The sequence below is a fragment of the Flavobacterium chungangense LMG 26729 genome (genome assembly GCF_000735715.2).
Classification (GTDB): Bacteria; Bacteroidota; Bacteroidia; order Flavobacteriales; family Flavobacteriaceae; genus Flavobacterium; species Flavobacterium chungangense.
The window spans coordinates 1-14,813 of the sequence record NZ_JASY01000023.1; the positions used below are offsets into that span (position 1 = coordinate 1).

Sequence of the window (14,813 nt, forward strand, 5' to 3'; positions counted from 1 at the left end):
GAGTACAGCAAAGAAAATGCGATGACCATTTATATTATAGGGGAGTTATTATCCAAACGTTTTTTACAGACCATTCGCGAAGAAGAAGGCGGAAGTTATGGCGTAAGTGTTGGCGGTACCCTCGAACAGATTCCAGCACCGGCTTTCAGTCTTGCTTTGACATTTGACTGCAACCCTGAAAAACAGGAAAAATTAATGCAGATTGTATGGAAAGAATTAAATGATTTGAAAACGGTTCCGGTAAATGCCAATGATTTGGAAGACATCAAAAAAGCACTTTTAAAAAACAGGGAAGAGTCGCTTAAAACCAATTCATTCTGGAACAGTACCCTTTATAACAACAGCTTAAATGAGATTCCGTTTTTGCAGGATGAAGAATATAAAAATTTAATTTCTAAAATTAATCAAAAAACTATTCAGCAGTTTAGTAAGCACGTTTTGGATAGTTCTAGTAGTGTTGAGGTAATTATGAACCCTGAAAACACATCAGGAAAGTAAGAGCTTTAACATACATTTTTTTTTATTTTAATTAGTTTTAAAGGCTGTCTGATAAAGACAGCCTTTTTAGTTATACTCAATATATCTTTAAATAGGTGAAAATAATTCATCTTTTTATTAAATTTATAGAACTAACTCACCATGACCAAGAGAGTGTATGCAGAAAAATTCTTTTCCATATCGTATCCTTAATAGTCCTAAGAGCTGAACTATTAGAGCATCTTTTTACATCTTGTAACCAACTTGATGAAAAAATTTCAGAAGTTGTAGAAAAAAGTACTCCATATCCTCTTCCTGAAAATAAATTGTGAGATTCAGTTTTCAATTCTTACTTATAATTGGCAAAGTGCTTTAAACAAAAAGATTGTAAATTTTATCCTAAAGCATTAAAATTTATCAGGATAGTATTCACTATTGCTATTAAAATTAGTTTTATCTTAGCAGAGATAAAAATATTTTAGATTTGATTTTTTTTTAGAAATAAAAATAAAATTGACCTAAAACAAGATGATTTTTCTGATTCATAAATGATTTTAAATAAAATCAAAATTATTAAATTTATCCTGCACAAAATGAAACATAATTACAGTCTTCTATTGGCTGACGATGATGAGGATGATTGTGCTTTTTTTAAAGAAGCACTTGATGAACTCACACTTCCTGTTACTCTTATAACAGTTAATGACGGTGTAGAGCTTATGAATCATTTGACTATAACAGATTCAGATAATTTGCCAGATTTGCTTTTTCTTGACTTAAATATGCCACGTAAAAACGGGTATGAATGTCTGGCTGAAATAAAAGAAATCAACGAGCTAAAAGAGCTTCCGGTGATTATTTTTTCAACTTCTCTGGATATGGAAATTGTAAATACAATGTATGATAAAGGTGCTTTATATTATATTCGCAAACCCGGTGATTTTTCCAAATTAAAACAAGTGATAGGGAATGCACTTAAAGTAACAGCCGAAACCAATTTTAAAAAACCTGAAAGAGAGGATTTTATTCTTCAGCCCTAAATATTTACCTGGATACGCATGACAAATAAAGAGTATTATTTTCTTCAGGGTGGAGGCGAAATGGGAGAGCTCATTCGGAATAAAGATTGGAGCAAAACACCATTAGGAACTCCGGATATCTGGCCGCAAAGCCTTCGTACTTCTCTCGGTATTATTTTGAACTCAAAATTCCCAATGTTTTTATGGTGGGGCGATGAACTTACTTGTTTTTACAACGATGCATATCGTCCAAGCCTTGGAAATGAAGGTAAACATCCTGAAATATTAGGACAAAAAGCAGAGGACGCCTGGCCTGAAATCTGGCCAATTATATACCCTCTTATTCAGCAGGTATTAGCAGGAGAGGGATCTACATGGAGTGAAAATCAGCTTATTCCAATATACAGAAACGGAAAGATTGAAGATGTCTATTGGACATTCAGCTACAGTCCGGTACACGATGAATCAGGAAAAATTGCCGGTGTAATGGTAATTTGCAGTGAAACAACAGAAAACATACATTCTCTTAAAAAATTAGAAGAAAGTAACAACCGCTATCTAAACAATATCATTCAGGCTCCAACTGCAATGTGTGTCTTCAGAGGAAAAAATCATGTTGTCGAAATTGTAAATGACATGATGCTTGAGATTTGGGGAAAAAGCAAAAATGAAGTCATAAACAAACCTATATTTGAAGGTTTGCCTGAAGCAAAAGGCCAAGGTCTGGAGTCAGTACTGGATAAAGTTTATGAAACAGGAGAAAAATTTGTTGCAAATGAACATCCTGTCAATCTCCCCCGAAACGCAAAAATAGAAACTACTTATATCAATTTTGTATATGAGGCATTAAAAGAAGCCGATGGAACTATCTCAGGTATAGTAGCCATTGCTATTGAAGTTACAGAACAAATTATATCCCGTTCAAAAATAGAGGAAAGCGAGCATAAAATAAGGGCATTGGTAGAAAATGCTCCATTTGCCATTGCAGTTTACACTGGTGAAGAAATGATTATTGAGCTGGCCAATGAATCTATTATCAATATCTGGGGAAAAGGAAATGATGTAATTGGAAAATCATTTATGGATCTTTTGCCTGAGCTAACCAATCAATTGGTGTTTGAGCAGATTAAAAATGTTTATAGAACGGGACAACCCTTTCATACAGAAAATACACCTCTGGATTTACTGGTAGATGGAAATTGGGGAACTTATTATTTTAATTATCAATTTACGCCATTGTATGATTTGAAAGGAAATATTTATGGCGTAATGAATACCGGACTTGACCTGACAGATCTTAATTTAGCTAAGAAAAGGATAGAAGAAAGTGAAGAAAATTTACGCAGTATGGTGCTGCAATCTCCAATAGGTATTTGTGTATTGGATGCAGCAACTTTAGTAACCGAAATAGTAAACGACAGTTTTATTGAAATAGCCGGAAAACCTTATGATGAAATAGCCGGTAAATACTATTGGGATGCATTCGCTGAGGTAAAATCGTATTATGAAGAGGCTCTTAAAAATGTAGTGAACAATGGTATCCCTTTTTATATCAATGAGGTAGAAATGATACTTGTTCGATATGGAAAAGAAGAAACTATATATGTAACCTTTGTTTATGCCCCACTTAAAAATATAGAAGGAGAAGTAAAAAAAGTAGCTATTTGGGTTTTGGATAACACCCCTCAGGTAAAAGCAAGACGCGAAATTGAAGAGGCTAATAAACAATTCCGTAATACTGTAAAACAAGCTCCGGTTGGAATTACCATTTTAAGAGGTCAGGAGCATATAGTAGAAATGGCCAATGAAGCTTATCTGAAACTGGTTGACAGAGACGAAGCTTCTTTTATAGGCAGACCGCTTTTTGATTCTTTGCCTGAAGTAAAAGAAACAGTTAGTTCCCTATTAGATGCTGTTTTAAATACAGGTATTCCATATCACGGTAACGAAGTACCGGTTCCTTTGAAAAGACAAGGAATTGAGGATGTTTGCTATTTTGATTTTCTTTACCATCCGCTGAAAGAAGAAGACGGGAAAATTTCGGGTATCATTGTAACAGTAACTGAAGTAACTGAAAAAGTAGAAGCAAAAAACGAAATAGAGCAAAACGAACAACGACTTAATATTATAGTAGAAGCCAGCGAGCTTGGTACCTGGGAATTGAATGTAAAAACAAAAGAACTTATCTATTCCAACAGATATCTCGAAATCATTGGCGGGTATAAAGAGTATGTAGAATTAACGCATGAACAGTTACTTAAACATGTCCATCGGGATGATCTGCATATTAGAGAAAAAGCCTTTAAACATGCAATTGCATCAGGACATCTTTATTATGAAGCAAGGGTAATATGGACTGATGGGTCTGTTCACTGGGTAGAAGCAAAAGGAAAAGTTTTCTACGATGCAGATAACAAATTAGAAAGATTATTAGGTACTGCCAGAGATATTACAGAACTAAAAAAACACCAGCAGGAACTCGAAGAAAGCGAACAAAAGTTCAGACTTCTTGCCAGTTCAATGCCTCAGCATATTTGGACATCAGATACAGACGGTCATTTGAATTATTGTAATAAATCGGTTTATACCTATTCCGGTTTAACGCCAAAACAAATAGCTGAAGAGGGCTGGCTGCAAATTGTACATCCTGACGAGAGAGCTGAAAGTTCAAAAGTATGGATGGAGTCAATTGCTACCGGAAAAGATTTTTTATTCGAACACCGTTTCAAAAGACATGATGGTGTTTATCGCTGGCAACTAAGCCGTGCAAGCCCGCAAATAGATGAAAACGGAAAAATACAAATGTGGGTAGGGACAAGCACTGATATAGAAGATCAAAAAACCTTTACCAATGAATTAGAAAAACTGGTAAAAGAGCGTACAAAAGAACTTAGTTTGATAAACGAATCTTTGAGAAAAAGTGAGGAACGTTATCATTTAATGGTAGAGGAAGTACAGGATTATGCCATATTGTATCTAAATCATGAAGGAATAGTTGAAAATTGGAATATAGGGGCAGAAAAAATAAAAGGATACAAAGCAGAGCAAATAATAGGGAAATCTTTTTCAATTTTTTATACAGAAGAAGATCGAAAAAATAACCTGCCTAATAAACTTTTACAATTAGCCCGTGAAAGAGGAAAAGCAGTACAGGAAGGCTGGCGCATTAGAAAAGACAGAAGTCTTTTTTGGTCAAGTGCGGTTATAACAGCTATTCATAACAAAAAAGGTGAAGTTATCGGATTTTCAAAAGTGACACATGACCTCACAGAAAAAAAGAAAGCTGAGGATAAACTAAAGCTAAATGCATTGGAACTCGAGCAAAAAAATATAGAATTGGAGCAAATGAATAAGGAACTCCAGTCTTTTGCTTATATCTCCAGTCACGATTTACAAGAGCCTCTAAGAAAAATTCAGACTTTTGCCACACAAATTATAGATAGAGAATCCGATAACTTATCAGATGTTGGAAAGGATAAATTTCAAAGGATGCAGAACGCGGCAAAGCGAATGCAAACATTGATTAATGATCTCTTGGCTTATTCCAGAACCAATGTACAGGAAAGAATATTTGAAAAAACAGATTTATCAGCAATTATTGATGAAGTAAAGGAAGACCTGAGAGAAGAATTAGAACTGCACCATGCGGTCATAGAAAAAGGGAAAACGTATGTAATAGATGTTATCCCATTTCAGTTTAGACAGCTTTTGTATAATTTAGTAAGTAATTCTCTTAAATTTTCTAAGCCCGAATTACCGGCATCAATAAAAGTTAACAGCAAGATAATTAAGGGAGTAACATTGACTCATAAAAATGTAGTCCCTGATATTGACTATTGCCATATTAGTATTTCAGATAATGGTATTGGTTTTGATCAACAATACAGTGCAAAAATATTCGAAGTGTTTCAACGTTTACACGGAAAAATGGAATATACAGGAACAGGAATAGGATTGGCTATTGTTAAAAAAATCGTAGAAAATCACAACGGATTTATTACGGCAAGTGGCGAACAAAATAAGGGAGCTACTTTTGATATTTATATTCCTGTAAATCAAAAGAAAGAATAGGCTTTTCAAATTAAACAGTCTTGTATGTGATAATATTGTTTTTTGATTAGTTTTGGAGAAAAACCATGGAATTTAGTTTATCGTTTCGAGAGACTTTTTAATTCTGTTTTTTTCAAATCAATTGAAAAAACCTTCATATAGTTTTAGGGAAATTTGCCTTCTGTAACAGAAGCTTTTACGTATTAGGCTACTAATTTTTCGTTTTACTTTTCCTGTTACCTCATCCAGAAATATCATTTTCCAATAGAGCAGATTTTGTGATCTAAAGAAAGATTTTTTTAAACCTGAGTTCGATTAATACAGCACAAAATTTGTTTACAAATAAATTATATCAGTTAATGTTCCTGCAAGGTCTTTTTTGACATCTTGCAGGAATTTTATCATTAGTATGCATACCTACAAGGTTTTTTAAACCTTGTAGGATATGTAATAAATATAAATTATTGAAAATAATCGAGTTCAGGTTTGAAAGAGCCTATATCCATTTGATTCAACGCTCATAAATTATTCCTAAAGTATTGAATTAGTTCAACAAATTAAATGAGGATTTCTGTAAAATTTGTACCACAAATTAAGTAACCCCTTTTAATCAATTAATTATGAAATTTAAAAAAATTGCTTCACTGCTATTAGTATCAATTTTTTTTACTGTTTCCTGCAGTAAAGAAGACAGCAGTGCCGATCAAAATGAAAATGCGATAGCTATTCTTGATTTTGCTCCCAGTACAGCCAAAGTTGGTAATTGCGCTGAAGTTCCCGGCTGGGCTTCAGAAAATGGAAACACAACAGGTGGCGGAAGTTCTTCGGAAACACCGGTCACCACTTATGCTGCCTTAAAGACAGCAATTGAAAACAGTAATGTAAAAGTTATCAAAATATCAGGAACCATTGAAATTCCTGAAACTTCTACAGGAAGATTATTACTTCAGGGACAGTCAGGAAAAACGATATATGGTGCAAGTGGTGCAAAATTGGTATCAAAAGATCAGACTACAGCAAATTCAGGGATTATTAATATTAAGAACTGTACCAATATTATCATCAGAAATTTAATTTTTGAAGGGCCGGGAGCTTACGATACAGATGGCTGGGACAATGCTATTATTGATAATTGCCAAAATGTTTGGGTGGATCATTGTGAATTCAGAGATGGAGTAGATGGAAATTTAGACATTAAAAATAAATCTGATTTTGTTACAGTTTCTTACACTAAATTCAGTTATCTGAAAACGCCAAAAGCGGGAGGTCCAGGCGGAACGGACGATCACAGATTCTCAAATTTAATTGGTTCAAGTGATACGGCTACCGGAGATCGTGGAAAATTAAGAATCACTTTTGCCAGATGCTGGTGGGGACCTGGATGCAAAGAGAGAATGCCAAGAGTAAGATTTGGAAAAGTTCATATCATAAACAGTTATTTTAACAGTTCAGTTAGCAATAAATGCATCATGGCAGGCTTTGAAGCAGATATCAGAGTTGAAAAAAATGTTTTCGAAGGTGTTACCAAACCTATCGATCTAATGACGGGTTTTACAGCCATCACAGAACTTGACAATAGTTTTCCAAATACCACAAATACTGTAAGTGGGAGTAACGCTTTTACACCCCCATATACTATCGTTACACTTCCTACAGCTTCTGTAAAAGCTGATGTTACCGCTAACGCAGGTGCCACTTTTACAGGAAATATTTGTGGTTCTTTTTAATTAAATTTTACCCGTGGGTGTAATTATAGAACATAAAAACATAATAATGTACGCATTAATTATGGTAAAGAAATTGTATTGAATTAGCCTTTTAATTACCCGACGGGTTAAAATTTAAGAAGCATATATTTCAGTTTTTTGAGACTGAATATATGCTTCTTTTAATTATTCATAAAAAATGAAGCTAAGATTCTATTTTACAAAAAAAATATATAATGATGTAGTTGTATTTGCTACGACTATTCTATTGTTTCTTTATTAAATCAAGTGCAATAGCCTTGTCTTCTAAAGCTTTTTCAAGAAGCTCTATTTTTTTTTGATAAATTTTATTAAGTTTCACAACTGCATCCATTTCCTTAGTTTTTTCAACACCAGTTTTATCAAATATAGAGCTTTGGAAATTAATAATGTCATCGATATCTACTTCTAGAATAATAGCTATTTTTAGTAATCGGTTTTGCCCTAAAATAGTTTTACCCTTTTCAATCTTGTTATAAGCCGACTGTGTTATCCCCAATTGACCAGCCATATACTCCTGAGTATAATTTTTTAACTCTCGTATATTTTTAATATTGTTGAGTATAGAGTTCCACATATTGGTACGGGTTGTAATAGTTATATTTCACAATACACAAAATTAGGCAGATTTGTGCTTCAAGATAGTGAAACTTACCTCAAGGTAACTGATAAAAGTAAAATATTATTTAGCCATTGTGTCATCTGAATTTGTAACAGTTTTTCTTTTTTTAATCACACATTTACAGCTGAATCCAATAGATAATTTTTCTACAGCCCCTGTAAGTTCTCATAGTATCATTTTTGATTATATTAAAATAAAATTTAAGCATAAATACCTTACATGATAAGTAATAAAAAAGGATATTTTTGATTACTTGATTATTACCCCAAACATAGCTACACTAAATATTTAGAACCAATGACTATAATAGATGAAAATATCCCTAAAGGAAAGTATAGGGAAGAAAGAATTTTGAAATGTAAAACAGAAGTAGTCCCTATTATGGACGCCATTTATATTATAACCGGCAAATGGAGAATTCCTATTACGATAGCACTCATGGAAGGGAATAGAAGGTTTAGTGAGATTATGAAAGAAATTCCTAAAATCACTTCAAAAGTATTGGCACAACAATTAAAGGAAATGGAGCTTAATGGATTCGTTGAAAAAAAGATTTATAAAGACAGTGTAATAAGAACGGAATATGAACTCACTGAATATAGCTGGTCGATAAAACCTGTTATATTGGCACTAAGAGATTTCGGTATCAAGCATCGTGAAAAGTTAAAACAGGAAGGTAAAGTGTTGTGAAAAATTATCTTTTTCTCAGATGCTTTAAATTAGCTCTTTAAGAATATAAAGGATAATTTTCCATTTAGCCCAGGAAGTAAATTATATGTATTAGGTGGCTCAGATGATCTAAATCGATTATTTCTTTGCAAGCTCATATAGAGTTTTTTCAAATCTGACATTACATAATATTTCTAACTACTTAGAAATATTATGTAATTTTATGTTCCTGAAATCAATTGGAGAACTTTCATAATTTAATGAAATTTTACCTTCTTTAGAAGAAGCTTCCTCACATTCGTTTACTAATTTTCCGTTTAGATATTGCGTTATTTTACCGTTTAACGATTTGATTACAATAGAGTTCCATTCGCCGTAAGGTTTTTCGTTTTCAATAAATTTGGGAGAAGTTACACTCGCACCCGCCTCAATTAATTTACCGTTTACCTTAGCGTTTACCTGATCTAAAAAAATAAAGTCACCAGTAGTGTTCTCTTTTATCTGAAACTGAATTCCTTTTGGCCAAATTTTGTCAGGTGAATCTGCAGGTATGTTGTACATAACACCGCTGTTTTTCTTGTTTTTGGTTTTAAATTTTTCTTCTATATTCCATCTGTACTCTAAACTAAGTTCAAAATTCTTAAAGCTTTTTTGAGACATTAGATAGCCATTGTTTTCGCCATACATACGTATCATTCCATCTGAGAAATCATATGCTTTTGAAGGTTCGAGCCTTTCTGTGCTGGTTTTTGTAAACGCATACCAATCATTCATGGTTAAGCTTTTTTGTTGAACAGCACATGAATTCAAAATTAAAAGTAAGGCAAAAGCAGAAGTTATTTTTTGGAACATAATAAATTTAGGAATTAAAAAAAGAAATTTATCTAATAGTTGTTTAATACGGTAAAAATAAGAAATAGAAAACTTAAGGAGTTTATTTTATTTGAAAACATTACTTTAAATATATGGTAATTGATGCTAAATGGCTAATGGCAAATTGTTTACTGAACCTGATTTGTATCACTGATACCAAAGTGTAAATTTTTGTTTGACCTTTATGAAAGCAATGTTCGAATTGTAAAATCAGTTTATTTTTACCCTGTATGATCTCTGCACAAACAATGCAATTTAGTATGTGTTTTTTTTATTTTCATTGAAATATGAGGTTGCTTTTTTGTTTCTTTTGGAGAAAATAAAATTCTTATCACAAGGGGGGATACCATATTAAATTTAATACAAAACATACATTTAAAAGCAACCGATTGTTTTTTATTTCATTTATTTTGATGCCTTACTTTAAATTAGAGTATTTTTTGTTTTTAACATTTTATGTAAGTATTATATGTTTTTATGTAGATGTGTTATAATATTTAGTAATATTTTGGCTTCAAAATAAGTTTTAAATTTTCAAATTTTTCTAAAAAACGTATTTTTATTATTATTTTAAGATTATTCGTATTTTATTTTGTAATATTCATTTTTAAATGTTTTAAAACCGTTTTTGTTATGACTTGTGTAATTATTTTTACAAAAAAATAGTTATAATTTATAAAATAGCACGTTTTTTTAAGTAATCAATAAAAACATTTTACACAACCGATTGTGTGTTTTTTTAATTTATTTACATTTGTTTGATCAGGAACATATAATTGCCTCAATAAACTATTTAGAACTAGTTCTTGATCATAGCTAAGCAACCAAATTTTACTATTAACCAATTAAATTAAGGTAAGTATACCCACTTTACACCGAATTTTTGATTTTTCAGTTTTTAGTGGATTATTGGTTGAGTTTCTCAAATATACTAAAATAATTAAGCCTCTATTTTGGTAGAGGCTTTTTTGTATGAATTATTTTGCTATTTTTATATTTCTAAAACATAATCACATGGAATGCAATACATATATTTCTAAGTTTGTTAGTTCTGTCTATAAAACATTTCCTAAAGAAAATGAAGAGCCATATTTTAAACACAAATTAAAAATAGGTGTTACTGATACAAGTTATAATGTTACAGTTGTTACTGAGTTTGCATTTAATGAACTTGTGTCCGTTGCTCATAATTTTTATGTTGTATTTTTTAAAGATCAAGAGGCTTCTTTAAACAGTATATGGACTGAACTCGTTTACCAAAGTTTTTCAAGACAAGCAGAACATATTTTTATAAAGTATAATCATACAATAGAATACATCCCTAACTTTTTTCAGATTTATAAGGCAATCGAGGCAAAACCATTTGAGAGTGATTTGGGTACGATTTAGGAAAATCTGGTTTTTCATATATACTCCATTGAGTGCAGTAACTTACTCCTTTTTTAAATTCCATTTTATTTGATATTAAAAAGCCCTGCATTTCTGTAAGGCTTGGCTGTTATTTCTTAAAATGCCGTGCTTTTAAAAGTGCTTTATTAAACTCTGATAAAGGTTCTTTTTTACGTCCTTTTTCTATGTCTTCAAAAGTTGCAGTTTGTACTGTCTTTCGTTTTCCGTCAAATAGTAACGGCAGTTCTATATTTTCAACCTCTGATAAATCTTCTTGCAAATATATTGCTACATCTTCAAGACTGAAATACCATTGTTTTTCAAATTCCGTTTTATGTATGCTTTCATCTTGTAAAAGCTTTTCTTTTTCTAATATTTTAAGCATTCATCAAATCTTTGTATTTAGTTCTTATTTGAGAGTTCAAAAGTAGTGAATTAAATCTCTCGTTATTTTGCGAAGTTCTCAAATTAAATCTGAAAACAAATTCATCAACATAGTTTTGCATGTGTTTTTTGCTCCACCAGTTGTAAGTTCCGTTATACCCTCTTTTTATAATACCCCAAAATCCTTCCATTGAATTACTGTGTATCTCAGGATTATCAAAGTTAACATATTGTTTCTTTCCATGGTCAACTACGTGATGGTCATAATGATTTTCTAATCCTCTGTACCCTAACCACTCATCAGAAATTAAAACGCTGTCTTTTACAACTACTGATTTAATAAACGGCTGTATTGTTTCGCTCTTAGTATTGTTTCCGACAATGCATTTTACTTTACTGTGAGAATGAATTATCTTTTTACCGTCTATGATTTCAGATTCTCCTCTTTGTAGTACTCCTATAACAGGTGTTTTATCTTTGAAACTTCTACCTTGCGATTGAGGTACTTTTTTGTCTTTGTGTCTGTTTTTATTCTTTCCGCCGAAAAAACTTTCATCGGCTTCACAAATACCCTCAAATTTGTCATCAATATCATTTTCAATACCAAAACATTTTCTGATTCTCATAAGCATAAACCAAGCAGATTTTTGACTGATTTGTAAATCCTTACCAAGTTGTACAGAACTGATTCCCTTTTTATGATTGGTAACTAAAAAGATAGCCATAAACCATTTAGGTAATTCAATCTTGGTATTGTCAAATATTGAACCTGTCTTTACTGTAAAGTACTTTCCGCTTGTTTTGCACTTGTATTTATTGCCTTTGCATTTATATACAGTACTATCTTCATGAAAAGGGCTTACTGGCTTGTTATTCCAATAAAGTGCCTCTAAGTGTTCTATACACTTTTCCTCCGTTGCAAACTCTCTTGCGACTTCGAGTATTGAGTTAAAATCCTTATTAAACATGGGTCTACGTTTTTCTTTCAACAAATTTAGCACTTTTTTACACTTAAACAAAATATTAGTGTAATTAAATGCTATTTTTATTCGTTAAAGACCTGAATACAAATGTACTTAGGATATTTTGCAGTCACAAATTACTTACTTTTAGAAGAATTTGTTACTTTTACTGCTGATTAAAATATTAGCGTTAGCTATTATCATGGTATCGAAATCTGGACAATTTCAAAAGCACCACACGATAATAAGACTATGCTCATGCTACGGCGTGGGCGTAACTTATCATGGTGCAAGGTTTGTCCAGAACCCCGATTCTTGGTACGGTTACAAACCCACGCTTTTTTGTACAACAATTTCACTTAGGGTTTTAGTGATACTAAATCTAAAACCTATGAAAAAGTATCTTTTACTTCTGTTCTTATGCACTTCGGTTTATTCTCAAACTATCTCTGAAAAATGGAACTCTTTGTATAGTCGCTATGATTATACAGATAGTAGCGGTAATCTTGTTGGCTATAAAGGATATAATTCCCTAACTGAATCATGGGAATACACTAATACTAATACTCCCGACCCTCGTGTGTCTCAATATAACGAACCACAAAGCCCTATAGACTTTCAAATTTTAGAAAGAGCTTTGGCGGCAAATCAGGCTCGCTATGAAAAGAATCAAGCAATTAGACAAGCAAGATATAATGAAGGGTACAAAAAAGTAAAGAGTACAGTAGATTATTATAGATATAAAATCGGTGATACAGAATCAGTCCTGTCTCATAGATTTGAGAATGAAGTTGTTAAACAAATAAACGATAAAAACTATGATTATTCACGTATTGATACAGAGCCAATTATAAGATGGATTTCAGATAATTACAAATATATCCTAAAAACAGAAATTATAAAAGACCTTACTCCAAGTAAGGGAACTGCTATCGATACAGCACCTTTAATGAAATATTACGGTGGATATAAAGTTAGCATGATAAGAGAGTTTACAAATAAGAATGGAGAATATATTGTAACAAACGTCGATACTGATTCGGAAAATTATTTTTATCTTTCTAAAGAGGCTTTGTATTTTAAAAAGTCAACTACAAAGTGGCAAATTAGAGAGTTAACGCTTAAAAGATATGACCAAGATTTTAAACATTATGTTTACGATACTCCGTACGGTAATGTGTTTATAGATGAAGACTTTAAATTAGTCACTTTATTAGACGTTGTCAACGGTAAACTTCTACGCAAATATGTTTATAATATTGGAAAGTATGATAGTCAAGTATTTCCGCAAAAATAATAACTAAAACCAAAACAAATATGAGTGAATTAAAATACCAAAACGAGGATTATACACTAAAAATTCCTAATGATACGGTAGTAGGGATATCGGGCACTTATCCTGCGTTTCGATTTAGACTTCAAGAAATTGATAAAAGCGAATTAGAAGGAAAGGATTTAATTTGTTTAATCTCCACAACAAGTGTATTAAATGGAGGACTGCTTAGAACCTATAATCATGCAGTTTTTTGTAATGACTTGTGTGATTTCTTAAATGTGGATACAAGTAGATACATTGACCCTCACTATTTTTTCATATTAGAGTCACAGGAAAATTCTGCCGATGTTATTGCAGATATTCAGGCTAATCGTTCATAAAAAACAAGAGCTTTTGTCTAACATTATATAGTTTACATTAGGGTCGTGTTGCCCTGCTTGGTCTACATAAAACCTTAATGGTAAATTTTGTTCTACTGCTATCTCGTTTACTTTTTTCATAATTTGAATTAGAGATTGATATAGTGGTTCATTTGTTTGAAATTCATTTTCCATAATATTAAGTATTAAAAAAGCCACTTCATTACAGAGTGGCTTTTGTTGTTAGTGATATGTGCTGAATTGTTTTATTAGTTGTTAGTATCTATGTTAATAACTAACTTCTTAGGCGCTATTAGGGTCTTGTCTGTGATATAAGGATGTGGTACATTTACAAAACAAAGAAAAAGCCAATCTTACTATTGTAAGAGGCTTTAGAAAGTTCTTTATTTATTATTTAACTTAATTTCATAAAACTATGAAAAACAAACAGGACTATTGTGAAATAGACCGCGTAGAAATTAATCCTACGCCTAAACCGTCCAAATGGACAAAATCAACTACTATGATTAAAAATATTGCATCTTTTGCGGGATCAATAAAAGTAATAGTTGAATTTATTAACTACATCTTACATTTATAAGATGAGATTTAAAAAGATACTCAGTAGTTGACGCTACTGGGTTTTCTTTTTTAGCGTCATTATGGAAATCCATAATTTTGCTTTTGAAAGACATAACTCTATACAAATGACTTGCACAAATGTACAACTTAAATGTATAAATTGTACACTATTAATGCACTATTTGTACACTGTAAGTGCATCTTTTATATAAAGGTAATTGAATTAACGTATTAAGCTACTTGTAAAATGTTTATATTTGATTTGTGTTGCGCATAAAAAATTAATGTTATGAATCATACTAAATTTTATAAACAATGCGCAAAAACAAACACAGAAACAAAGCTTTTAAGATTAACCTGAATATCAATTTACGATTCTTCTGGTTCTTCTTTTAAACTAAGTTAT

12 protein-coding genes are annotated in these 14,813 nt (G+C 31.7%); 8 read left to right on the forward strand and 4 right to left on the reverse strand.

The features are described from left to right. From JE46_RS21745 to JE46_RS21765, 4 genes are all read left to right on the forward strand, one after another. On the forward strand, positions 1-498 hold a 498-nt coding region (locus JE46_RS21745; RefSeq protein WP_035137008.1), incomplete at its 5' end, for an insulinase family protein. A 572-nt stretch (positions 499-1,070) separates the two neighbouring features. Beyond that, entirely contained in the window at positions 1,071-1,517 is a 447-nt protein-coding gene (locus tag JE46_RS21755) for a response regulator (RefSeq protein WP_031457402.1), read from the forward strand. 18 nt (positions 1,518-1,535) lie between these two features. Continuing rightward, positions 1,536-5,567 (forward strand): PAS domain S-box protein, encoded by a 4,032-nt coding sequence (locus tag JE46_RS21760; protein ID WP_031457403.1) that lies wholly within the window; start codon positions 1,536-1,538, stop codon positions 5,565-5,567. Between the two features lie 599 nt (positions 5,568-6,166). Beyond that, the gene (locus JE46_RS21765) at positions 6,167-7,273 is read left to right on the forward strand and encodes a pectate lyase family protein (protein WP_031457404.1); all 1,107 of its coding nucleotides are present in this window, start codon (positions 6,167-6,169) and stop codon (positions 7,271-7,273) included. A gap of 244 nt (positions 7,274-7,517) precedes the next feature. Here JE46_RS21765 and JE46_RS21770 read toward each other — a convergent pair whose 3' ends face one another. Then, entirely contained in the window at positions 7,518-7,868 is a 351-nt protein-coding gene (locus tag JE46_RS21770; protein WP_035137010.1) for a helix-turn-helix domain-containing protein, read from the reverse strand. 342 nt (positions 7,869-8,210) lie between these two features. On the opposite strand from JE46_RS21770, the gene JE46_RS21775 reads away from it, so the two are divergent. Further along, on the forward strand, positions 8,211-8,603 hold the full coding sequence (locus JE46_RS21775) for a winged helix-turn-helix transcriptional regulator (protein WP_051872978.1): 393 nt from the start codon (positions 8,211-8,213) through the stop codon (positions 8,601-8,603). A gap of 177 nt (positions 8,604-8,780) precedes the next feature. On the opposite strand, the gene JE46_RS21780 is transcribed toward JE46_RS21775, so the two are convergent. After that, positions 8,781-9,356 (reverse strand): 3-keto-disaccharide hydrolase, encoded by a 576-nt coding sequence (locus JE46_RS21780; RefSeq protein WP_157505973.1) that lies wholly within the window; start codon positions 9,354-9,356, stop codon positions 8,781-8,783. A gap of 1,113 nt (positions 9,357-10,469) precedes the next feature. Here JE46_RS21780 and JE46_RS21785 point away from each other — a divergent pair. Further along, a complete protein-coding gene (locus JE46_RS21785) occupies positions 10,470-10,844 on the forward strand; it encodes a hypothetical protein (RefSeq protein ID WP_031457408.1) in 375 nt (124 codons plus the stop codon). 109 nt (positions 10,845-10,953) lie between these two features. Here JE46_RS21785 and JE46_RS21790 read toward each other — a convergent pair whose 3' ends face one another. Beyond that, positions 10,954-11,229: a hypothetical protein gene (locus tag JE46_RS21790; RefSeq protein ID WP_031457409.1), complete on the reverse strand. Its 276-nt coding sequence runs from the start codon at positions 11,227-11,229 to the stop codon at positions 10,954-10,956. Next, the gene (locus tag JE46_RS21795; protein WP_031457410.1) at positions 11,222-12,196 is read right to left on the reverse strand and encodes an IS1595 family transposase; all 975 of its coding nucleotides are present in this window, start codon (positions 12,194-12,196) and stop codon (positions 11,222-11,224) included. The genes JE46_RS21790 and JE46_RS21795 overlap by 8 nt, the downstream gene beginning before the upstream one ends. A gap of 385 nt (positions 12,197-12,581) precedes the next feature. Here JE46_RS21795 and JE46_RS24330 point away from each other — a divergent pair, with 385 nt between their 5' ends. Beyond that, on the forward strand, positions 12,582-13,487 hold the full coding sequence (locus tag JE46_RS24330; RefSeq protein ID WP_167343460.1) for a hypothetical protein: 906 nt from the start codon (positions 12,582-12,584) through the stop codon (positions 13,485-13,487). Positions 13,488-13,507: 20 nt separating this feature from the next. Continuing rightward, the gene (locus JE46_RS21805; RefSeq protein WP_031457412.1) at positions 13,508-13,846 is read left to right on the forward strand and encodes a hypothetical protein; all 339 of its coding nucleotides are present in this window, start codon (positions 13,508-13,510) and stop codon (positions 13,844-13,846) included. Positions 13,847-14,813: the final 967 nt, after the last annotated feature.

Coding starts and splice junctions, on each gene's coding strand:
- JE46_RS21755 (WP_031457402.1), top strand. CDS start 1,071: ATGAAACATAATTACAGTCTTCTATTGGCTGACGATGATGAGGATGAT.
- JE46_RS21760 (WP_031457403.1), top strand. CDS start 1,536: ATGACAAATAAAGAGTATTATTTTCTTCAGGGTGGAGGCGAAATGGGA.
- JE46_RS21765 (WP_031457404.1), top strand. CDS start 6,167: ATGAAATTTAAAAAAATTGCTTCACTGCTATTAGTATCAATTTTTTTT.
- JE46_RS21770 (WP_035137010.1), bottom strand. CDS start 7,868: ATGTGGAACTCTATACTCAACAATATTAAAAATATACGAGAGTTAAAA.
- JE46_RS21775 (WP_051872978.1), top strand. CDS start 8,211: ATGACTATAATAGATGAAAATATCCCTAAAGGAAAGTATAGGGAAGAA.
- JE46_RS21780 (WP_157505973.1), bottom strand. CDS start 9,356: ATGAATGATTGGTATGCGTTTACAAAAACCAGCACAGAAAGGCTCGAA.
- JE46_RS21785 (WP_031457408.1), top strand. CDS start 10,470: ATGGAATGCAATACATATATTTCTAAGTTTGTTAGTTCTGTCTATAAA.
- JE46_RS21790 (WP_031457409.1), bottom strand. CDS start 11,229: ATGCTTAAAATATTAGAAAAAGAAAAGCTTTTACAAGATGAAAGCATA.
- JE46_RS21795 (WP_031457410.1), bottom strand. CDS start 12,196: ATGTTTAATAAGGATTTTAACTCAATACTCGAAGTCGCAAGAGAGTTT.
- JE46_RS24330 (WP_167343460.1), top strand. CDS start 12,582: ATGAAAAAGTATCTTTTACTTCTGTTCTTATGCACTTCGGTTTATTCT.
- JE46_RS21805 (WP_031457412.1), top strand. CDS start 13,508: ATGAGTGAATTAAAATACCAAAACGAGGATTATACACTAAAAATTCCT.